Annotated in this window: 14 protein-coding genes; 6 read left to right on the forward strand and 8 right to left on the reverse strand. The window is 69.0% G+C overall.

The annotated features are described in order from the left end of the window. Positions 1–45 precede the first annotated feature (45 nt). Positions 46–1,029, reverse strand: coding sequence for a BMP family lipoprotein (locus O9Y01_RS21555; RefSeq protein WP_269633712.1), 984 nt, complete (start codon positions 1,027–1,029; stop codon positions 46–48). Between the two features lie 513 nt (positions 1,030–1,542). Between O9Y01_RS21555 and O9Y01_RS21560 the strand changes: the two genes are divergently transcribed. Then, positions 1,543–1,851, forward strand: coding sequence for a FeoA family protein (locus O9Y01_RS21560; protein WP_269633713.1), 309 nt, complete (start codon positions 1,543–1,545; stop codon positions 1,849–1,851). 70 nt (positions 1,852–1,921) lie between these two features. Beyond that, the gene (gene feoB, locus O9Y01_RS21565; protein WP_269633714.1) at positions 1,922–3,793 is read left to right on the forward strand and encodes a ferrous iron transporter B; all 1,872 of its coding nucleotides are present in this window, start codon (positions 1,922–1,924) and stop codon (positions 3,791–3,793) included. Positions 3,794–4,111: 318 nt separating this feature from the next. On the opposite strand, the gene O9Y01_RS21570 is transcribed toward feoB, so the two are convergent. The 5 genes from O9Y01_RS21570 to O9Y01_RS21590 all read right to left on the reverse strand — a co-directional run bounded on the left by O9Y01_RS21570 (position 4,112) and on the right by O9Y01_RS21590 (position 11,287). After that, entirely contained in the window at positions 4,112–4,531 is a 420-nt protein-coding gene (locus O9Y01_RS21570) for a hypothetical protein (RefSeq protein ID WP_269633715.1), read from the reverse strand. Positions 4,532–4,817: 286 nt separating this feature from the next. Beyond that, positions 4,818–7,598, reverse strand: coding sequence for an XrtA/PEP-CTERM system TPR-repeat protein PrsT (prsT, locus tag O9Y01_RS21575; RefSeq protein WP_269633717.1), 2,781 nt, complete (start codon positions 7,596–7,598; stop codon positions 4,818–4,820). Between the two features lie 124 nt (positions 7,599–7,722). Next, a complete protein-coding gene (gene sbcB / locus O9Y01_RS21580) occupies positions 7,723–9,174 on the reverse strand; it encodes an exodeoxyribonuclease I (protein WP_269633718.1) in 1,452 nt (483 codons plus the stop codon). A gap of 79 nt (positions 9,175–9,253) precedes the next feature. After that, positions 9,254–10,126, reverse strand: a complete 873-nt coding sequence (locus tag O9Y01_RS21585; RefSeq protein ID WP_269633719.1) for an alpha/beta hydrolase family protein — start codon at positions 10,124–10,126, stop codon at positions 9,254–9,256. A gap of 12 nt (positions 10,127–10,138) precedes the next feature. Beyond that, a complete protein-coding gene (locus tag O9Y01_RS21590; protein WP_269633720.1) occupies positions 10,139–11,287 on the reverse strand; it encodes a hypothetical protein in 1,149 nt (382 codons plus the stop codon). Positions 11,288–11,475: 188 nt separating this feature from the next. On the opposite strand from O9Y01_RS21590, the gene O9Y01_RS21595 reads away from it, so the two are divergent. After that, positions 11,476–13,803, forward strand: a complete 2,328-nt coding sequence (locus tag O9Y01_RS21595) for a penicillin-binding protein 1A (protein ID WP_269633721.1) — start codon at positions 11,476–11,478, stop codon at positions 13,801–13,803. A gap of 117 nt (positions 13,804–13,920) precedes the next feature. Here O9Y01_RS21595 and O9Y01_RS21600 read toward each other — a convergent pair whose 3' ends face one another. Both O9Y01_RS21600 and O9Y01_RS21605 read right to left on the reverse strand, forming a co-directional pair. Then, on the reverse strand, positions 13,921–15,132 hold the full coding sequence (locus O9Y01_RS21600) for a S41 family peptidase (RefSeq protein WP_269633722.1): 1,212 nt from the start codon (positions 15,130–15,132) through the stop codon (positions 13,921–13,923). A 209-nt stretch (positions 15,133–15,341) separates the two neighbouring features. Continuing rightward, the gene (locus O9Y01_RS21605; RefSeq protein ID WP_269633723.1) at positions 15,342–16,463 is read right to left on the reverse strand and encodes a beta-ketoacyl-ACP synthase III; all 1,122 of its coding nucleotides are present in this window, start codon (positions 16,461–16,463) and stop codon (positions 15,342–15,344) included. A gap of 293 nt (positions 16,464–16,756) precedes the next feature. Here O9Y01_RS21605 and O9Y01_RS21610 point away from each other — a divergent pair, with 293 nt between their 5' ends. From O9Y01_RS21610 to O9Y01_RS21620, 3 genes are all read left to right on the forward strand, one after another. Then, positions 16,757–17,734: a GMP reductase gene (locus O9Y01_RS21610; protein ID WP_269633725.1), complete on the forward strand. Its 978-nt coding sequence runs from the start codon at positions 16,757–16,759 to the stop codon at positions 17,732–17,734. Positions 17,735–17,976: 242 nt separating this feature from the next. Continuing rightward, positions 17,977–20,139, forward strand: coding sequence for an acyltransferase family protein (locus O9Y01_RS21615; protein WP_269633726.1), 2,163 nt, complete (start codon positions 17,977–17,979; stop codon positions 20,137–20,139). A gap of 184 nt (positions 20,140–20,323) precedes the next feature. Further along, positions 20,324–22,096 carry a CocE/NonD family hydrolase gene (locus O9Y01_RS21620; RefSeq protein WP_269633727.1) on the forward strand — a complete coding sequence of 591 codons (1,773 nt, stop codon included), beginning with the start codon at positions 20,324–20,326 and terminating at the stop codon, positions 22,094–22,096. The last annotated feature ends 2 nt before the right edge of the window (positions 22,097–22,098 follow it).

Genomic DNA, 22,098 nt, shown 5'->3' on the forward strand with positions numbered 1-22,098 from the left:
CGGACGGCAGGCCCGACCGGGGTCAGGTCTTGCCGCGGGGGCTCGTCAGTATTTGCAGGCGTTGTCCGCCATGTAGTCGGCGACCTTGATCTTGCCGGCGATGATGTCGGCCTTGTAGGCCTCGACCTTGGCCTTGACTTGCGGGCTGATCAGCTTGGCATTGTGCTGGTCGACGGCGTACTCGACACCGTTCTCGGCCAGACCCAGGATCTTGATGCCGGGCTGCCATTCCTTCAGCACGTTGTAGACGGCCACGTCCACGCGCTTGACCATGGAGCTGAGCATGGTACCGGGCTGCAGGTGGTTCTGGTTGCTGTCCACGCCGATGGCCAGCTTGCCGGCGTCCTTGGCGGCCTGATAGACGCCCACGCCGGTACCGCCGGCGGCCGCGAAGACCACGTCCACGCCCTTGGCGAACTGCGCCTTGGCCAGCTCACCGCCGCGGGTCGGGTCGTTCCAGGCGGTGGCCGTGGTGCCCGTCATGTTGGCCTGCACGTCGATCTTGGGATTGGCCGCCTTGGCGCCCTGCTCGTAGCCGCACTGGAACTTGCGGATCAGGGGGATGTCCATGCCGCCCACGAAGCCCACCTTGCCGGACTTGCTGGTCAGCGCGGCCAGCGCGCCGATCAGGAAGCTGCCCTCGTGCTCCTTGAAGACGACGGCCTGCACATTGGGCATGTTGACCTTCTCGTCGATGATGACGAACTTGGTCTTGGGGAAGTCCTTGGCCACCTGCTGCAGGGCCGAGGCCTGGGCAAAGCCCACCGAGATGATGGGGCTGGCACCGCGCTCGGCCATGCGGCGGATGGCCTGGGCGCGCTGGGTGTCGTTGCTGATCTCGAACTCGAGGTAGTTCTTGCCGGTCTCGGCCTTCCAGCGCTCGACGCCGCGGTAGGCAGCCTCGTTGAAGCTCTTGTCGAACTTGCCCCCCATGTCAAAGATGACGGCCGGCTGCTGGGCCTGCGCGGTGGTGGCGGCCAGGGTCAGCGCGGCAAGGGCCGTCGCGGCAAGAGTGTGCAAGGTCTTCATGGTGGGCAATTCCATCTCGACAGAACAGACAACGGACGAACAAGGGATGTGGCGGACGACCCGCCGGCAGATCCACCCGCAGATCCGACGGGACTCTCCCGGAAGATCGCCTGACGAACCCGCCCGGCGCCACCACTGCGGCAACGCCAGCGCATTCTAGAAAGCGGGAGTGTATCGGCGAATGAGGAAAACGCTAAACGTTTGCGCGCCCGTTTCCTCTGGGGCTTGAGCCACACGCCGGGGCACCCCCGCGGCCGCGGCGGAACCGCCCTGCGCACCGCCCTGGCTACCGCTGCCGTCACGACCACGGGCCCTGCGGCGGCGGGTGTCGAACCGCCGGGGCACGGGAGCGCCGGAGCGCTTCCCGGGGCGCCCTCCCCCGGTCTGGAGCCAGCCCTCTACAAAAATTCACGCGCCAGTCTTGCGCTGGCTCAAGCCTTGATCACTAAATGCGATTCTTTCTCATTTAGAATGCCATCATCCTCTTCCAGAGCCTCGCTCCCGGCAGACACCATGATTGCAGCCCCGTCCTTCACGCTGGCCCAGGCCGGCATCGGCCAGGCCCACCGGGTCAAGTCCCTGCACGCCCCGGCCCATGCGCCGGAATGGCCGCAATGGCTGGAGGAGATCGGCTTCGTCAGCGGCGAGCATGTCTCGGTGATCGCGAAGGGCCTGCCGGGTGCCGACCCGCTCGTCGTGCGCATCGGCCAGTCGACCTTCGCCCTGCGCCGCGCCGAGGCCGACTGCATCGAGCTCGCCCTGCCCCACGAGGCCCCCGAACTGACGAACGCGCCAGTCCTGAGCCAGCAAGCGCTGGCATGAGCCAGGCCTGGCCGCCCCGAGGGGCTCCTTCCCGCGCTGCGGGATCGCACGCAGTGCAACAGTTGCTCCCATGAACGAAGCCGTCATCCATCTGCATCCGGCCGGCCCGCTGCTGGCCCTGGTCGGCAATCCGAACTGTGGCAAGACCGCCCTCTTCAACCGCCTGACCGGCAGCCGCCAGAAGGTGGCCAACTACGCGGGCGTGACCGTCGAGCGCAAGGAAGGCCGCGTGCAGACGCCCCAGGGCAAGAGCCTGCGCCTGCTGGACCTGCCCGGCACCTACAGCCTCTATCCGCGCTCGCCGGACGAACGCGTCACCTGCGACGTGCTGGCCGGCCGCGCCATCGGCGAGAAACGGCCGGACCTCGTCGTCTGCGTGCTGGACGCCACCAATCTGCGCCGCAACCTGCGCCTGGTGCTGGCCGTGCAGCGCATGGGCCTGCCTTGCGTCGTCGCCCTCAACATGGCGGACCTGGCGGCCAAGCGTGGCCTGCACATCGACACCGAGAAGATGTCCCGCGCCCTGGGCGTGCCCGTGGTCCGGACAGTGGCCACCAAGGGCGAAGGCCTGGACGCGCTGCGCGCCCTGCTGGGCCAGCGCGAGGACTGGCCGGCCGTGCCGGCCCAGGGCGAGCCGAGCACCGACCCGCAGGACCAGGCGCGCGTCAACGCCCTGCTGCATGAGCTGGGGCTGGACCAGCAGACGCCCGAACTGCCCAGCGACCAGCTGGACCGCTTCGTGCTGCACCCGGTCCTGGGCCCGGCGCTGCTGGCGGTGCTGCTGTTCTTCCTCTTCCAGGCCGTGTTCAGCTGGGCCGAACCGCCCAAGGACCTGATCGAGGCCGCCATCGCCTGGCTGGGCACCGAGGTGGGTTCGCTGATGCCCGAGGGCTGGCTGCGCAGCCTCGTGGTCGACGGCCTGATCGCCGGCGTGGGCGGCGTGCTGGTCTTCCTGCCCCAGATCCTGATCCTGTTCTTCTTCATCCTGGTGCTGGAGGAGTCCGGCTACCTGCCGCGGGCCGCCTTCCTGCTGGACCGCATCATGGGCAGCGTGGGCCTGTCGGGGCGCAGCTTCATCCCGCTGCTGTCCAGCTTCGCCTGCGCGATCCCGGGCATCATGGCCACGCGCTCCATCGCCAATCCGCGCGACCGCCTGGTGACCATCCTGATCGCCCCGATGATGACCTGCTCGGCGCGCCTGCCGGTCTACGCCCTGCTGATCGGCGCCTTCGTGCCGCAGCGCCAGCTGTGGGGTGGCATCCAGCTGCAGGGCCTGGTGCTCTTCGCGCTGTATCTGGCCGGCATCGCGGGCGCCATGGCCGTGGCCTGGGTGCTCAAGCGCTTCACCAGCGGCCAGCAGACCCGGCCGCTGATGATGGAGCTGCCCAGCTACCACTGGCCGCATCCGCGCAACATTGCCATCGGCCTGTGGCAGCGGGCGGTGATCTTCCTGCGCCGCGTGGGCGGCATCATCCTGGTCCTGACCCTGCTGCTGTGGCTGCTGGCCAGCTTCCCCGGCCCGCCGGAAGGCGCCACGGGTCCGGCCATCCAGTACAGCTTTGCCGGCATGCTGGGCCGTGGCCTGGCGGTGATCTTCGAGCCCATCGGCTTCAACTGGCAGATCAGCCTGGCCCTGGTGCCTGGCCTGGCCGCCCGCGAGATCGCCATCAGCGCCCTGGGCACCGTCTACGCCCTGGCCGCCACCGGCGAGGACACCGCGCAGGCCCTGGCCCCGTTGATCGCCCAGAGCTGGGGGCTGCCCACCGCCTTCTCACTGCTGGCCTGGTTCGTCTTCGCCCCGCAGTGCGTGGCCACGCTGGCCGCCGTGCGGCGGGAGACCGGCGGCATGAAGATCCCGCTGATCATGGTGGGCTATCTGTTCGGGCTGGCGTATCTGGCGTCCTACATCACCTTCCACGTCAGCCGCTGGATTCTGGGTTGACCCCCCCTACGGCCTGCGGCCGCCCCCTCAGGAGGGCGCGCCCGTAGGACTCGCGGAGCCCGGTCATCGGGCGTCGTGCGGGGCGGTCTCCGGCTGCGCCGAGTGCACGCGTCAACGTCCACTGGATCGGGCTTGCGGGAGGTGAGTGGCCGTCCGCGGGGGCAAGGCGCGCAAGGGGGTCAGGTCTTGCGTGAGCCAAGCGGTCATGGGCTGCCGCGTCTCCGCAGCCTTTGGCCGGTCTGGCAGCCTGGTGCCCGAGTCCGCCTGCGTTCAGGCGTGCGGCGCGCCCACTGCCGGCCCGCGGCAGCGGTACGGGGCTTAGAAGGCCGCCTTGACGAGCTCGGCCAGCTGCGCATCACTGGCGGGCTTGGCCTTGTTCAGGATGTCGGGGGTCACGCACACGGCGCTGCCGCCGGACTTGGCGCAGACGGTCCGGATGTCCTCGTACTGGAAGGCATCGCCGCCGAGGGCGGGAAACGGGCGGATCTTGATGCCGGTCACGGACTTCCACATGGCGAACTGATCGGCGGACGCCAGGCGCAAGGTCAGTACGGTCGTCCCCTGGGTGTCCTGGTAGATCACGTCCGTCGCCTTGATCCCATAGGCGGAGATGGGCCGCACGGTGTGCTTCACGGCCGGCAGGCCGAGTATCTTGGCCACCGTGGCATCCGGGACTTCACCGGCAAGGGCCGGCAGGGACAGCAGGCTGAGGCTCAAGGCAAGGCTGGCGACTTTCATGGGTGCTCTTCAGGGTGTGCTTGGGTTCAGGGAAAGAGGCGGATGTTGGCGTCTCGGAGCCCAGGCCTCAACGCCGACCTTTGGGGGATCGATCGCGAGGGCGCCGTCAAGACCTGCCCCTCAGGACGCCCGGGTGGCCCATCCCCATGCGGCCGCCAGCGAGACCTTGAACGGGCAGGCTCGCACCGGCGCGCCCGCATCGATGTCAGGCGACACGGGGCCGCAGTGACAAGAGAGCAAAGCCGGGACGCTTGGAGCCCGGCCTGCAAGGGGCGCCTTCAGCCCTTCAGCGATTGGCCTCCGCCAGCAGCTTGTTGACCTCGTCCTGCTGCGGGAAGCCCTTGCCCAGCTTGCTCAGCTGCTGCAGTTCCTGGCGCGCCGGTGCCTTCTCGCCGGCGGCGAGCAGGTAACGGGCCAGGGCCAGGCGGTAGGTGGGCACCTCGGGCGAGAGCTGGACCACCTGGCGCTGCACCTCCAGGGCCTTCTTGGACTGCCCTTCGGCGGCCAGGGCGCTGGCATAGGTGTCCATGATCGCGGGCTGCTCGGGCGCCAGGGCCAGGGCCTTCTGGGCGTAGTCCAGGGCGCCGGGCTTCTTCTGCACGCTCAGCAGCCAGGCCATGTTGTTCAGGGCACCGACCAGGTCCTGGCGCTTGGCCAGCAGGGCGCGGTAGTGCTTCTCGGCACCGGGATAGTCGCCGCTGGCCAGGGCAAGGTCTGCGAGGTAGAGGCCGAAGGTGGTGTCCTCGGGGTGGGACTTGAGCCAGCCCTCGGCAAAGCTGTCGGCCTCGGCGGCGCGGCGGGCCTTGCGCAGCAGGGCATGCAGGCGCAACGGCGCCTCACCCGGTTGCTCCAGAGACAGGGCTTTGCGCATGGCGGCCAGCGCCGGCTCGGTCGCGCCGAGCTCCTGCTGGACGACGCCCTCGGCCAGGTAGCCGGCCGCGGCCTTGGGGTGGCGGGTCTGGAGATCCTTGGCCAGGGCCAGGGCCTCCTGCGGGCGCTTCAGCTGCAGCTCCACTTGGATGGCCATGGCGCGGCCCTGGAGGTCGTCCGGCTTCACGTCCAGCAGCTTCTTCAGCTCGCGCTGCGCCGCCTGGTAGTCCTTGTTGATGATCTGCACGCCGGCCGTGCCCAGCTGGCCCACGCCGGATTCCGGCATCAGCGAGGTGATCTTGCCGAAGGTACTCAGGGCCTGGCCGTTCTCGCCCGCCGCCAGCTGGGCGCGCGCCAGGCGTTCCAGCAGCTCGACATTGTTCGGGATGGCCGCCACAGCCGCCTGCGCGGTGCTGAGCGTGAGCTTGGCGTCGCGGCCGGCGAGCAGCACGTCGAGAAGCATCTCGCGGGCCATGGCGTCGTTGGGGTCGACGCGCACGGCCTCATTGAGCGTCTTGAGGATCTGCTCGTGCGGCTTGCCCAGCTGCGCATCCAGTTCGGCCAGGGCGCGCAGGGCCTGCGAGTTCTTGGGGTTGTCCTTGATGTAGGCCTCCAGGCGCGTGCGGGCCTGGTCGGGCTTCTTCTCGTTGACGTCAATGGTCACCAGGCCGCCCACCGCCAGCAGCATCTTGGGGTCCTTCTTGAGCACGGTGTCGAAGGACTTGCGGGCCTCGGTCAGATTGCCCTGGGCCAGTTGCACGCGGCCGCGCAGCAGCGGCACGTCCACTGAGTCGGGCTGCTTGCGTTCCAGGCCCTCGATGGCCTTGAGCGCGCCGGCGTAGTCGCGGCGGCCGGCCAGGGCGCTGATCAGGGCCAGGTCCACGCCCGTGCCCTTCTCGGTGGCGGCGATGCTGCTGAGCTCGCTCAGCGCCGCCTCTCCGGAGCCGCCCCGGCCCAGCTGGCCGATGGCCAGGGCCGCGCGGTAGCGCTGGTCCTCGGGGCGCAGGGCCGAGGCCCTCTTGAAGAAGTCCTCGGCCTGCTTCTGCTCGCCCAGCAGCATGCTGGCCTGGCCGGCCAGGGCCAGGGCCTCGCTGTCCTTGCTGCTGCTGTCCAGCAGCGGCTTCAGGGCCGCCAGGGCCTTGGCCGGCTGGCGCAGCTTGATCAGGGCCTGGGCGTGCTGGTAGCGCAGCTGGGATGACTGCGGTGCCAGCTGGACGGCCTTGGCCGACAGGGCCTCGGCCTCGCTGTAATTGCCCAGCCGCGCCTCGGCCATGGCGGCCATGCTCAGCAGGCCCAGGTGCTCGGGCGCACCACGGCGCAGGGCCTGCACCAGCTCCTTGGCGCGGCTGTAGTTGCCGGCGGCCATCTCGACCTTGGCCTCCAGCAGGGCCGAACGGCCACCCGGCACGCCGGCCTTCTTCATGGCGGCCAGCTGCTGGCGGGCGGCGTCCACGTCATTGCGGGCCAGGGCCAGGCTCAGCAGGGCGTCATGGGCATCGAACTGGTCCGGCCGCACCGCCAGCAGCTGCTGGAAGGTCTTGGTGGCCTCCGCGGGCTGGTTCAGGGCGCGCAGCTGCAGCTGGGCCTTGAACAGCAGGGCATTGACGGACTTGGGGTGGGTCTTGAGCAGTTCGTCCAGGCGCTGCACGGCCTCGTCGAAGGCCTGCTGGCTGGACAGGATGCGCGCCTGGGCCAGGCTGGCCTGCTCGGAGCCCGGGTCGCCGGCCACGGCGGCATCGGCCAGCTGGCGGGCGCGGTCCTTGTCGCCGGTGCCCAGGGCGGCGGCGCTGAGCTGGGCGTCCAGGGCGGCCTGGGCGGACTTGTCGGCCAGGCGCGTGCTGCCGTAGTCGCTGAGCACCTTCTTCAGCTGGCCCTGGCTCAGCATCACCTGCACCAGCAGCGGCAGCACCTGCTCCTGGGGGTGCTTGTATTCCAGGGCGCGCCGCAGCTCGATCTCGGCGCTGGCGAGGTCACCGCCGTCCAGCAGGGCCTTGCCCAGCAGGAAGCGGCCTTCCGGGCTGGACGGATTCTTCTGCAGGAGGTTCTTGAGCTCGATGGTGGCCGTCTTGGCATCCTGCTGCTGCAGGGCCGTCTTGGCGGAGGCCATCAACTCCTCTTCACTCTTGCCACCGCAGGCAGCCAGCAGGCTCACACTCAGGACCAGGGGAAGGCTCAGACGTCGGGCGCGCAGTTTCAAGTCAATGTCTCCGAAGGTTTGCGGCGGGATCATGCCCTCAAGCGCCGAAGATTGCAGCAGGGACACCCCCACACTCGCAGGGGCGGGGCCTCGTGAGCGATGTCATGCCGGGTGACGGCCGAGCTCACAGCGGGGGTGCGATGGACTCGGCGTAGTCATACAGGGCGCCGAGGATCTCCTGGCTGCGCTCGTCCTCGGCGTGGTCGGCTTGCTCGCCCAGGGCGTCGATGCGCTCGAAGAAGGCGCTGAGGCTCAGGGCGCCGCCCTCGCCGCCGTGCAGGCGTGCCACGCAGTGCTGCTGCCAGCGCGCCTGTTCGGCTTCCGTGAGGGAGCCGGGGAAGTTGCGGGCGCGGTAGCGGAACAGCAGCTCCTCCAGGCGGCCGTCCTCGAAGGCAATGCGGCCGGCGGCCACGCGCTCGGCCAGGGCGGCGCCGTCCAGGGTGCGCAGGCGCTGCAGCTGGCGGCGGTCCTCATTGCCGACGAAGCCGCCGTAGAGGTCTTCGTCCACGTCCAGGGGCGGCAGGGCTTCGCGCTGGTAGACCCGCGACCACAGCCCCGCCAGCGCCCCGCCCTTCTCGGCCAGCAGCTGGGCATGGGCCAGGGCCTGCGCCTTGTCCAGGCCCCAGTGCTGGGCCAGGGCGTCGTTGACGGTGGCCAGGTTGCCGATCACCACAGGTGACTTGTTGACGTGGATGGACTTGATGGGCAGGCGCACCTGCCCCTCGGGCAGCTCGGACTGACGGGTGAAGAGCCGTGCGCGCACGGCCTCGGCGTCCAGGGTGAAGAGCTCGGACGGGTCATGGGACAGGTCCCAGACGATCAGCTCGTTCTTGTTGCTCGGGTGGGGCGCCAGGGGCCAGACCAGGGCCAGGCAGCCCCGCTCCACGCCATACATGCCGGAGATGTGCCAGAAGGGGCGGTTCACCCCGATCTCCGCCCAGACCGCCTCCTTCTTGCGCAGCTTGAGGCAGAAGTCGAAAAGACGGGGCTGCTTCTGGCGTACCAGGCGGGCCAGGGCGATGGTGGCCCGGACGTCGGACACCGCGTCATGGGCCTGCTCGTGGGCCAGGCCGTTGGCGCGGCTGAGGTCCTCCAGCTTGAAGGACACGCGGCCGTCCTCATGGCGCGGCCACTCGATGCCCTCGGGGCGCAGGGCGAAAGTGCAGCGCAGCACGTCCAGCAGGTCCCAGCGGCCGCAGTCGTTCTGCCACTCGCGGGCGTAGGGGTCGATGAGGTTGCGCCAGAAGAGGAAGCGGGTGACCTCATCGTCGAAGCGCAGGGTGTTGTAGCCCACGCCGACCGTGCCGGGCTGGGCCAGTGCAGCCTCGATGCGAGCGGCGAACTCGCGCTCCGGCACGCCCTCGAGCTGGCATTGCTGGGGCAGGATGCCGGTCAGCAGGCAGGACTCGGGGTCGGGCAGGTAGTCCGGCGAGGGCTGGCAGTAGAGGGCCAGGGGCTCGCCGATCTCGTTGAGCTCGGCGTCGGTGCGGATGCCGGCGAACTGGGCGGGGCGGTCATGGCGAGGCACGCGGCCGAAGGTCTCGTAGTCGTGCCAGAGAAAGCTGAGGGTCTGCATGGGCCCGCACGATACCCCATCCGGGAGGGCGCGACGCCGGCCCCATCCGCAGCAAGGCGGACGAGGCCGGCCCCAGGGCTCAGCCCCTGGGCGCCAGGACCTGGGCCAGGAACTTCTCCAGGTGGCCGAAGAGCTGGTCGCGGTAGGCCTGGTGGCTCAGCTGATGATCCCCCTTCTCGAAGGTATGGAAGCTGTGCGGCTTGCCGGCCTTCTTCAGGGCCTCGGCCATCTTGACCGAGTGCTGGTAAGCCGCCTGCCGGTCATGGGTGCCATGGCAGAGAACGACGGGCACCTGGATGCGATCGGCATGCAGGCAGGGTGAGGTGGCACGCAGGCGCTCGGCGTCGTCGCGCGCATCGCCCACCTGGCGCCGGACAGCCTCTCGACGGCTGCCCTGCCCCGCCTCGCTGGCCATGTCGACCAGATCCGTGACCGGAGCAAAGGCGAAGGCCCCGCGGTAGAGATCCGGTGTCTTCACGACCCCCATCAAGGCGGCATAGCCGCCGTAGCTGGCCCCGGCGATCGCCACGCGCTGAGGGTCGCACCAGCCTTTGCCGACACAGTGCTGCAGGACATCCTCCAAGTCCTCCTGCATGGCCAGTCCCCAGCGGCGCAGGCCTGCTTCCAAATAGGCTTGCCCATAGCCGGTCGAGCCCCTGAAGTTGGGTTGAATCACGAAGTAGCCGCGATCCGCCATGAACATGGCCCAGCTGTCGAATTCCAGACCATCGGAGGACTGAGGCCCGCCATGGGGAAACACCACCGTGGGCAGCATCGCCGGCTTCCTTACCCCGGGGGGCGCCGTGCCGATGGCATGCAGCTCCATGCCGTCCCGTGCCTTGAACATGAAATGCCGCTTCCTGCCCAAGGCCTTGTCCTGCAGTTCGGGATAGGTCTCCGAGAGCAGCGTGAGACTGGGCGAAGGGCCCAGGTTCGCCAGGTAGAAGGCCACGGGCCGGCTCACCTACTCAGAGGTGACAACGAAATCCTGCCCATTGCGTGCACCGGCGTAGAGCTGATTGAAGCGCTTGGGCAGGGCTTCATCGATCTCCTTCTGCCAGGCCTTGTACCTAGCATCCCAATAGAAGCTGGCGGTCTCACCCAGCACGGCGTTGCGAACCCCTACAGCCTCGCCCCGTTCGTCGTGGATCAGGGCGCCGTCCAGCGAATAGCGCGGATGGGCCAGCTTCAGCACCGGCTGACTGTCGGCCTTGCTGATGTCCAGCGTGAAGACTGCCGTCAAGCCTTCATGCAGGGCCTGGACGTACAGCTGGTTGGGATCCAGGCCGAAACCCATGGGCGACAGGCGTGCGCGGTCGAATGCCCCGTACTCGCTGATCTTGCGCCAGTTCGAGCCGTCGGCATCGCATACCCAGATGGTGGTGCTGCCTTGCTCGGTGCGTCCCAGGCCGACGCGGATCTGGTGGGAAGCGTCGGTCACCCAGTCATAGATGCGATCCCGCGCCGTGAAATAGGTGGACCGCTCGGCGGTGTCCACATGGACCTTGAAGACAGCCGTGTCGACATTGCGATCATTGGACGGCAGCTGCAGGAGCACATGTTTGCCATCCGGCAGAAAGTCCAGCACCTCGTCCTGCACCTGCGCCCATCGCAGGTCCTTGGCGGCGGCCCCACGGGGCTTGACCAGGTTGATGGGGTTGCTGCCATCCGCATTGATGGCCACCAGGCGGGTCTCCATGGTGGCCCAGGATCCGAGAAAACGCTCTTCGCGCCGGGACGGATAGCGCAGCCCCAGGACCAGCCGATCGTTGTTGACCCAGCGGATCCAGCTGAACATGAACTCCAGGTTATCCGTGGACATCAGTGCCTGTGGCGTGCCACCGGTGGTGCTGCGGACGATGAGCATCGTCCCCGCTTCAGCGTTGACCAGTGCTGCGAAACGCTTGCCGTCCGGAGCAAGGGCCAGCCGCTCCATCAGCGGGCGGCGGCTGAAGCTCTTCAGCGGCAGGGGCGCGCGCGCCGGCCCCCGCATCTCCGTTTCACCAGGCTCCTCATCGCCCTCATGCGTCCCCTGAGCAATGGCCAGGTGCATCGACGGCAGCGCCAATGCCGCCCATTGTGCAGTGCGCTTGAGCAGCGCCCTTCTCCTCATGGCCGAGTCCATGCCTCAACCTCCAGCTTGATTTTTGAGTACCGGGCATTTTGCATGTCGAGGGGGCAATCCAGGCCGCGGACTTTGAGAGTTTTCTCCCCACATGCAACGAACAGAGCCACCCCCGCTGGGGGGGATGGCTTTTCCAAAGCCCATAATCATGCGCAATCTTGAGCCTTCCGTACCCCATGCATCGCTTCATCACACGGCCTGCCTCCAAGTTCTCTTCACGACAAGGGGGATGGGCGTCCCGCAAGCTGCTGCTCTGGATCGGACTCGGCCTGCCACTGGCCCTCCTGCTGCTGCTGGGCGTGGCTGCCGCCTTCATCTACCCCTCCCTGCCCTCGCTGGACAAGCTGACGGACTACCAACCGAAGCAGCCCCTGCGCATCTACACCTCCGACGATGTGCTGATCGGCGAGTTCGGCGCCGAGCGCCGCAGCTACCTGCCGCTGAAGGACATCCCCAAGCGCATGCAGGATGCGCTGCTGGCCGTCGAGGATTCGGCCTTCTACGATCATGGCGGCATCAGCTACACGGGCATCCTGCGGGCGATGCTCAGCAACACCGTCAGCAGCCGCAAACAGGGCGCGTCCACCATCACCCAGCAGCTGGCGCGCGACCTCTACCTGACCAAGCGCCAGCTCTACAGCCGCAAGTTCATCGAGATGCTGCTGGCCCTGAAGATCGAGAGCCAGCTCCCCAAGGAGAAGATCCTCGAGGTCTACATGAACCAGATCTACCTGGGGCAGAAGGCCTATGGCTTCGAGGCCGCGGCGCAGACCTACTTCGGCAAGTCGCTCAAGGACCTGGATGTGGCCGAGACCGCCATGCTGGCCGGCCTGCCGCAGAACCCGGCCTACGCCAACCCGGTCGCCAACTTCCAGCGCGCCAAGCGCCGCCAGCTGCTGGTGCTGGAGCGCCTCAAGGACACCGGCGTGATCACCCCCGAGGAGCACGACCGCGCCCGTGAGGAAAAGCTGCACATCCGCAGCAGCCAGGACGAACGCCTGCACGGCGAGTACGTGGCCGAGCTCGTGCGCCAGCAGGTCTTCGCCCAGTACGGCGAGGAGGCCTACACGCTGGGCCTCAAGGTCTACACCACCCTCGTCGCCGACCAGCAGCAGGCGGCCTACCGCGGCCTGCGCAAGACCCTGCTGGAGTACGAGCGCCGCCGTCCGTGGCGCGGCCCGGAAGGCTTTGTGGAGCTGCCCGACGAGCCCGCCGAGGAGGACGCCGCCATCACGCAGGCCCTCGCCGAGCACCCGGACAACGACGAGCTGCGCGCCGCCGTCGTGACCAAGGTCGCGGGCGGCAAGCTCTATGCCTCGCTGCAGAGCGGGGACGAGCTCCAGATCAGCGGCGACGGGCTGCGCGCCCTGGGCAATGCGCTGTCGGACAAGGCACGGCACGAGCTGCAGGTCCGCCGTGGCTCCATCCTGCGGGTGCTGAAGGGCTCGCCCACCAGGGAGTACCCGCAAGGCGCCTGGGCGGTGACGCAATCGCCCGAGGCCGAGGGCGCGCTGGTGGCCATGGCGCCTGACAGCGGCGAGGTGCGCGCCCTGGTGGGCGGCTTCGATTTCAACCGCAACAAGTTCAACCACGCCACCCAGGCCTTCCGCCAGCCGGGGTCCAGCTTCAAGCCCATCGTCTACTCGGCCGCGCTGGAGCTGGGCGTCACGCCCAACACCCAGATCAACGATGCGCCCCTGGTCTATGACAACTGGGAGCCGCGCAACTACGACGGCAGCTACGACGGCCCCATGCCCATGCGCACGGCCCTGGCCAAGTCCAAGAACATGGTGACGATCCGTCTGCTGGAACAGGTCAGCCCGCCGCGGGCACGGCAATGGGCGGGGCGCTTCGGCCTGGACGTGGACCGGCAGCCCGACAACCTCACCCTGGCCCTGGGCTCGGGCTCGGTGACGCCCATGCAGATGGCGGGCGCCTATGCCGTGTTCGCCAATGGCGGCCAGCTGCGCAAGCCGGTGATCATCCAGCGCATGCTCGACGCCAAGGGTCAGGTCTTGTTCCAGGCCCCGGCGCTGGCCGAGGGCGAGCCTGCCATCTCGGCGCGCAACGCGTTCACCATCAGCAGCCTGCTGCAGGAAGTGACGACACGGGGCACGGCGGCGCGTGCCGCGGGCCAGCTCAAGCGGACCGACATCTACGGCAAGACCGGCACCACCAATGATTCCGTGGACGCCTGGTTCGCCGGCTTCCACCCGCGCATGGCCGCCGTGGTGTGGATCGGCTATGACAACCCGCGCAGCCTGGGTGACCGCGAAAGCGGCGGCGGCCTGGCCCTGCCCGCCTGGATCAGCTTCATGGAAGTGGCCCTGCGCGGCGTGCCGCCCTCCGAGCTCCAGCCGCCCAGCGAAGGCCTGGTGCGCGAAGGTCAGGAATGGGTCTTCGAGGAGTTCGCCGGCCCGGCGGGCCTGCAGCAGATCGGCCTCACGGCCGCGCCGCCCGGCGCAGCTTCAGCGGCCTCCAGCGCGGCCAGCTCGGCACCCTGACACGGCGGGATGGACCAAGGCTGGGGCGATCAGGCCCGGGTGAGCAGGCCCGGGTGACCTGGCCCATCCGCGCAGCACCGCTCCACCAATCCGGTCGCCAGTGGAACCGCAGTGACCTCAGGGCTTGCCACCGCCCGTGCCAGGCAGGCGCTGCAGCGAGCCGCCTTCCAGCCAGCGCTGCACGGCCTGCAGCTCCGCGGCGGCATCGCCCGGCCCCTGCAGCTCGGGCAGCAGGATGTCGGGCAGGACGCCGAAGGCATCGACGGGCAGCTGCGGCAGGCGCAGGCTGCGCGAGGTGGCGTACCAGAGGTCGCGGCGGCCGGACGGCAGGGTGAAGGGCCGCATATTGCTGTAGTCCAGCGCGCCGAAGCTGGGCCGCCCCAGGAGCTTGACGCCCAGGCCCTGGCGCACCGTCAGCAGGAACTGCTCGCAGGAGCTGCCGCAGTCCCGGTCCATCAGCACGGCGACCTTCTGCGGCCGGCGCTTCTCGGGCACCACGCCGCGCTCGTAGACGAAGCGGTCGGCCTGCACGCGCGCCCAGGCGCCCGAGGGCACCGCCCGCAGCGCGGCCAGCACCGATTGCGCGAACAGCACGCAGGCGGCGTCGCCCGGGGCATAGCGTGCGCAGATCTGCTCGTGGGCACGCTGGTTGGCCGGCGTGGACAGCCACTCCACGCCCACGCTCACCGGCTGCTCGGCGAGCAGCCAGGGCAGCAGGGGCGCATAGCTGCTGTCGGCGCCGCCGTCGTTGTCGCGCACGTCGATGATCCAGTTGGGCCGGCTCAGCAAGGCGGCCCGCTGCTTGCGCAGCAGGGTCTCCAGGGCCGCACGGTGCTGCGGGGAGAAGCTGGGCAGGTGGATGACCAGCGTGCGAGGCGTCAGCAGGCGCAGCGTGGGCTGGCGAGCGCCGGACGCCGGCTCGGGAGCGGGGGGCGCGGTCGTGGTCGCGGCGCTGGCAGGCGCGGCACCCGGCGTGGCGGCCGCCAGCGCCTCCGCACCGGGGCTGCTGCTCACCCACAGATGGCCCTTGCGCCAGAGCTTCAGGTAGTTGTTGAGCAGGGCCAGGCAGGCCTTGTCATCGGCGATCTGGGCGGCCTCGCTGCGGGCCTTGAGCAAGGCCGCCGCCATGGACTGCTCGCCGCGCTGAGGCAGCAGCTCGCGTGCGCCGGCATCGTTCTCCATCAGGAAGGCAGGCATGGCCTCGAGGTCCTTGGCACAGGCATCGCCGGCGCCCAGCGCATGCTCGGTCGCCTGCACGCCCTGGGCCCAGGCCGGGCTCGCGGCAGCCAGGCACGCGGCCATCAGCCAGCCCGTCGTCCGGGCTTGCACCCAGGCATGCCCGCGGGCCTGCCTCCGGGTCGCGGGCCCTGCCGGGACCGGCGCCCCGCCGGACTGGGCGCTGCGCCCTGCTGCTTGCGATGCTGACGACTGCTTCATGGTCGTGCCTCCTCCTGCATTCTTGTGCTGCACAGGCACGCTTCATGCCTGCGTCCGGGTCCGGGCTGCCTCCTCGCTCCCGGCCGTGGCGGGCCAGGGTCTCAGCGCCGGCGGACCACCAGGCTGCCCACCGAGTAGCCGGCACCGAAGGAGCAGATCACCCCCGTGTCACCCGGCTTCAGATCGGCGCGGTGGCGGTGGAAGGCGATGATGGAGCCCGCCGAGGCGGTGTTGGCGAACTCGTCAAGGATCAGCGGCGCGACGTCCGAGCCGGCCTCGCCACCCACCAGCTTCTTGACGATCAGCTGGTTCATGCCCAGGTTCGCCTGGTGCAGCCAGTAGCGGCGCACGGCCGTGGTCTCCAGGCCCAGTGCGGCGACATGCGCCTCGATATGGGCGGCCGCCACCGGCACCACCTCCTTGAAGACCTTGCGCCCCTCCTGGCGGAAGGTCTTGTCGCGGGCCAGGGGGTCGCTGTCCTCGCTGCGGTTCATGAAGCCGAAGTTGTTGCGGATGTTGTTGGAGAACTGCGTGGCCAGCTTGCTGCCCAGCACCTCCCACTGCTCGGCCGCCACGGCCTCGTCGGCACGCTCCACGAGCAACGCCGTGCAGACGTCGCCGAAGATGAAATGGCAGTCGCGGTCCTTCCACTCCAGGTGGGCCGAGGTGATCTCGGGGTTCACCACCAGCACGCAGCGCGAGGCGCCGCTGCGCACGGCGTTCCAGGCCTGCTCCAGCGCGAAGGTGGCCGAGGAGCAGGCCACGTTCATGTCGAAGCCATAGCCGCCGGCGCCCAGGGCCTGCTGGATCTCGATGGCCATGGCCGGGTAGGCGCGCTGCATGTTGGCGGCGGCGCAGATGACCATGTCCACGTCCTTGCCCTCGCGGCCGGCGGCGGCCAGGGCCTGGCGCGCGGCGTCGACGGCGATCTCGGCCATCAGGGAGAGCGCCTCGTCCGGCCGCTCGGCGAAGCGGGGGTACATGCGCGCCGGGTCCAGCACGCCCTCCTTCTCCAGCACATAGCGCTGCTTGATGCCCGAGGCCTTCTCGATGAACTCGACGCTCGAGTGGCACAGCGGCTGCACCGTGCCGGCCGCGATGGCCTCGGCCTGCTCGGCATTGTGGCGGTCCACATAGGCGTTGAAGGCCTGGACCAGCTCGGCGTTGCTGATGGTGTGAGGCGGCTGGTAGAGGCCGGTACCGCTGATGACGACTGCGTGCATGGACAAATCCTGTGGGCGGCGCCTGAGGCGCCTGCTGAAGCGGGCAAGTGTAGCGAGCAGCCCTGCACGCTCCATTGGCGGCTTCCCCCAAATCCGCTTGCACTGCGGACAGGCATTCCGCGTAGAATCAATCACCGGGCCCAAATTTTGGCGCCCGGTTTTTTGTGCCCGCACCTTGCCCCGCTGCAAGGCCTCGCGGATCCACAAGCATCTGACCGGGACTCCAAGTCAAGCGCTCGCAGCCGAGGCCGTGCACTGCACCAACGCACGCCGCAATGCGACTCCCTTGAACCATGGAAATCTTCGACTACGACAACATCCTCCTCCTGCCGCGCAAGTGCCGCGTGGAGAGCCGCGCCGAATGCGACACCTCGATCGAGTTCGGCCCGCGCCGCTTCAAGCTGCCGGTGGTGCCGGCCAATATGAAGACGGTGGTGGATGAGCGCATCACCGAATGGCTGGCCACCAACGGCTACTTCTACGTGATGCACCGCTTCGACCTGGACGCCGTGGCCTATGCCCGCAGCATGCGCGACAAGGGCCTCTTCGTCTCGATCAGCTCCGGCGTCAAGGAGGCGGACTACGCCCTGATCGACTGCCTGGCCGCCGAAGGCGTGGGCGCCGACTACATCACCATCGACATCGCCCATGGCCATGCCGACAGCGTTCAGCGCATGATCGCCCACATCAAGCAGAAGCTGCCGGACACCTTCGTCATTGCCGGCAACGTGGGCACGCCCGAGGGCGTGATCGACCTCGAGAACTGGGGGGCTGACGCCACCAAGGTGGGCATCGGCCCGGGCAAGGTCTGCATCACCCGGCTCAAGACCGGCTTCGGCACGGGCGGCTGGCAGCTCTCGGCGCTGAAGTGGTGTGCGCGCGTGGCCACCAAGCCCATCATTGCGGACGGCGGCATCCGCCACCATGGCGACATCGCCAAGAGTGTGCGTTTCGGCGCCTCGATGGTGATGGTGGGCTCGCTGTTCGCCGGCCATGAGGAATCGCCCGGCAATACGGTGGAGGTGGACGGCAAGCTCTACAAGGAGTACTACGGCTCGGCCTCGGACTTCAACAAGGGCGAGTACAAGCACGTCGAAGGCAAGCGCATCCTCGAACCCGTCAAGGGCCGCTTCGCCGATACCGTGCGCGAGATGCGCGAAGACCTCCAGAGCTCCATCTCCTACGCCGGCGGCCGCCAGCTGGCGGACCTGCGCAAGGTGAACTACGTGATCCTCGGCGGCGAGAACGCCGGCGAGCACCTGTTCATGTGAGGCGCGGGCGGCCTGTGCTCGCCCGCTCGATCATCGGCCCGGCTGCAGAGTCGGGCCCCTCACCGTTTCGACCTCGCGCAAAGCGCGTCATGATGAAACAGTATGTGTTGATAACCCGTCTTCTTGCATCAAGACGTTTCCTACCGCCGTCAAAATCGCCCTTTCAATGCATGTAGGGGGCTGACAGGCGCTGCATGCTCGCCACAATGCAGGGGGTCTCCAATCCGCCACCCGCTCCCTGCATGACGCGTCGCACGCCCCCTGCACCGACCCCCACCAGCTTTCGCCGGGACATCAACGGCCTGCGCGCGTGGGCCGTCATGTCGGTCGTACTGTTTCACCTGGGGGTGCCCGGCCTCCGGGGAGGCTTTGTGGGGGTGGATGCCTTCTTCGTGATCTCGGGCTTCCTGATGACGGGCATCCTGCTGAAGGGCCTCGATGCCGGCAAGGTCTCCATCGGCGACTTCCTGCTGGCCCGGGCCCGGCGCATCCTGCCGGCCCTGCTGCTGCTGTGCCTGGGCCTGCTCCTGCTGGGGGCCCGCGTGCTCCTGCCGCTGGACTACAAGCAGCTGGCCTCGCACAGCCTGGCAAGCCTGACCTTCCTCTCCAACTTCAAGTACTGGGGCGAGGCCGGCTACTTCGACGCCAGCTCCCATGAGAAGTGGCTGCTGCACACGTGGTCGCTGTCGGTCGAGTGGCAGTTCTACCTGCTCCTGCCCTGCCTCTTCTGGGCCCTCTGGCGCCTGCAATGGGGGCGCAAAGCCCTGTGGTCGATGCTGGCGGGCCTGGGCCTGCTGAGCCTGGCGCTGTCGATCTGGCAGAGCTTCTCGGACCCGACGGCCGCCTACTATGGCCTTCAAAGCCGCGCCTGGGAGATGTTGCTGGGCGGCCTGCTGCACCTGGCGCCGGCCTGGCGCCCGGGTCAGGAGCGGCAGCGCAGGCTGCTGGAGGCCGCGGGCTTTGCCCTTCTGGTGGGCAGCGTCTTCTTCATCGACGGCCGCTGGCCCTGGCCGGGCCTGCCGGCCCTGCTGCCCACCCTGGGGACTGCCGCCATGATGCTGGCAGCCCGGCAGGATTCGCCGCTCACGGCGTCAGCCCCTCTGCAGTACCTGGGCAGCCGCTCCTACTCCCTCTACCTCTGGCACTGGCCGGCCTGCGTGCTGCTGAGCTATCTGGGTCTCAACCAGCAGGCCTTGCCCCAGATGCTGGCGCTGCTTGCCATGCTGGGGCTCGCCGAGCTGTCCTGGCGACTGGCGGAGCAAGGCGCCGGGCGCAGCCTCAACCGCCAGCCGGCACGGCAGGCCTGGATCCAGCTGGGCAGCTGGACCGCACTGCCGGCCCTGCTGGCCCTGGGCTTGTGGGTGGCCCAGGGCTGGCCTGGGCGCCTGCCGGCCGCTGCGGAGGCCATCGCCGCCGCGGCCGCCCGGCCCTCCTCGGCCAACAAGGCCTGCCATGTCAGCGAGGGCCGGCACTCGCCCATGTGCAAGTACGGGGATGGCCCGCCGGCCTTCGTCCTGCTCGGGGACAGCCATGCCTCGGTGCTGGTCAGCGCCGTCAAGGATGCGCTGCCGGCCGGGAGGTCCATGCTGCAGCTGAGCTATTCGGGCTGCCCTTATGTGCTCGACGCCCGCTTCGACACGCCCTGGACCTCCGCCCACTACGACTGCGCCGGCTTCAACCAGTGGGCCCGCGACACCATCAGAGCCCTGCCGCCAGACGTGGGCGTGATCCTCGTGTCGCGCTACGCCTCGCGGGCCCTTGGGGCCAACGAGGACCCTCCGGAGGAGCGCAGGCCGGCGATCGACTTCCCCGCCAGCGGTCCCATCGATCCCGACCGCCTGGGGCATTTCGCGGCCCAGATCATCCGGGACAGCTGCGAGCTGGCGGCGCAGCGCCCAGTCTGGCTGGTGCGCCCCATCCCCGAGATCGGGCGCCACGTCCCGCATCTGATCTCCCGCCGACTGGCCATGGGCCAGGACCCCGAGCTGGGCCTGGCCTGGGCTGACTACCAGGAGCGCAACGGCTGGATCTGGAAGGCGCAGGATGCCGCTCGCCGGCAATGCGGCGTGCGCATCGTGGACCCCACGAGCCTGCTGTGCGACACCCGCCGCTGCGCCACCAGCCATCAAGGACAGCCCTTGTACATGGATGACAACCACCTCAGCGCGTACGGCAGTGCCCGGCTCGTGCCGGTGTTCCGCCAGGCCCTGCAGGCCGGGCAGCCCATGCTGGAAGCTGCCAATGCCGCCTCGGCCGTATTGCCGGGCGAGCTGCCCGCCGGTCTGTCCGACGCCCTGCCTCATGCCTGGCCCACGGGGCTGCCCCCACCGGCGGCCGGCCTCGCGGCACCCCGCCCAGCCGCGCCGCAGGGGCCGGCGACCGTGCAGCCCAGCACATCACCCTGATCCTGTCTCCTGTCAGTTCTTTCAATCACGCCGGCTTGCGTCATCTTGATGCAGGCCGGCGTCGTCTTTTTGCAGCTTCTGCTGGGATTTCACTGCTATCCAGTTTCTGGGCGCACTTCAACAATAAAACGAACGGTCGTGCTATTTCAGCATCAAGGCCGTCACGACAAACAGGAGACAAGCCATGCGAAACGACACCGCCCGCGAGAGCGGCCAACCTCCTTCACGCCCCCAGCCGGGGGTCCGGCGCCTCGCCGGCGCCCTGCTGGGGGTGAGCCTCGGCCTGCTGGCCCTGGGCGCCCAGGCCCTGGGCTGCCGCAGCGCCACCCCGGCCGAGGCAGCGGTCTACACCCTGCCCCAGCTGATGCCGGGCGTCACCTCGCCCCGGGACGGCACCTGCTTCATCGGCGGACTCAAGATCCCGGGCAGCGACGGCACCCTGCTCAGCGCCAATGTCTTCCTGCCCAAGGCGGATCCCTCGGGCGCCAAGGCGCCCGGCGTGATGTTCATCAGCAGCTGGGCGGCGGCCGACTTCTTCGAGTACGTCGGCCAGCAACAGCGCCTGGCCCAGCAGGGCTATGTGGCCTTTGCCTACACCGCGCGGGGCTTCTGGGGTTCCGAGGGCACGGTGGGCGTGGCCGGTCCGGCCGATGTGGCGGACGCCTCCAGCATGCTGGACTGGCTCAGCGCCAACACCCCGGCCGACCCGCAACGCCTGGCCTCGGCCGGCATCTCCTACGGCGCCGGGCTCTCGCTGCTGGCCGCCGCCCGGGACAGCCGCATCAAGGCCGTGGTGGCCATGTCCGGCTGGGCCTCGCTGATCGAGCAGATGTACCGCAACGAGGTGCCCAACCCCATCTGGCTGGACATCCTGCAGCTCTCCGGCCAGCTGACCGGCCGGCTGGACCCGCTGGTCGCCAGCTACAACAGCCTGCTGCAGAACCCTGACACCCCCGCCGCCAAGATCGGCGAGATCGCCAGCTGGGCCTGGGCCCGTTCGCCCAGCAGTGCGGTCCCGCAGCTCAACAGCCGCCAGGTGCCCGTCATGCTGGTCAAGAACTGGCAGGACGACATGTTCTCGCCCAACTCCAGCATGACCCTGTTCACCGCCTTGAGCGGGCCCAAGAAGCTGCTGCTGCAAAGCGGCATCCACGCCTCGGCCGAGCTGCCCGGCGCCGTGCTGGGCGTGGACCAGCACATCTGGACCCAGGCCCAGCGCTGGCTGGCGCGCTGGCTGAAGAACGAGGCCAACGGCATCGACACCGAGCCCAAGGTCGACCTGCAGCCCAAGTTCCAGGGCTACCGCGAGCTGCTGTCCAACTGGCCGGCGCCCGAGCTGAAGACGCAGACCCTGTACCTGCAGCCCCGCGGCGCCATACGCTGGGACTGGCGCTGCGTGTGCACCCGCGGCTGGACTGGCGGCCTGGGCGGCGCGCCCAGCGGCGACACGGTCAGCGACCGCATCGGCAACAGCTCGGACACGACGGCCAGCAGCGGCCCCCTGCCCGTGCTCTCGCCCCTGATGGAGAGCGTGGGCCTGCCCGTGATCAACCACCAGGCCACCATCCTGTGGGGCAATGGCATCCGCTACGAGGGCGACTGGCTGCGCAGCCCGCTGAAGCTGCGCGGCATCCCCCGCCTGCAGCTGCGCATCAAGCCCTCACAGGCGCGCGGCATGGTCGTGGCCTATCTCTATGACGTGGACGCCGCCGGCTTCGGCACGCTGATCACCCATGGCGCCCGCGCCTGGCACCAGGCCCAGCCCGGGCAGGCCATGAACCTCGGCCTGGACCTGGTGGCCACGGCCTATGACGCGCCCGCCGGCCACTACCTGGCCCTGGTGCTGGACACTCGGGACCCGCTGTACGGCAACCCGGTGCGCGCCGGCGAGTCCTTCGAGTACAGCCTGGAGTTCGCCCCGGGGCAGACGCAAGGCCTGACCCTGCAGTCGCGCTGACA

This window comes from Pelomonas sp. BJYL3 (assembly GCF_027257975.1).
In the GTDB taxonomy this organism is placed as follows: Bacteria; Pseudomonadota; Gammaproteobacteria; order Burkholderiales; family Burkholderiaceae_C; genus Roseateles_B; species Roseateles_B flavus.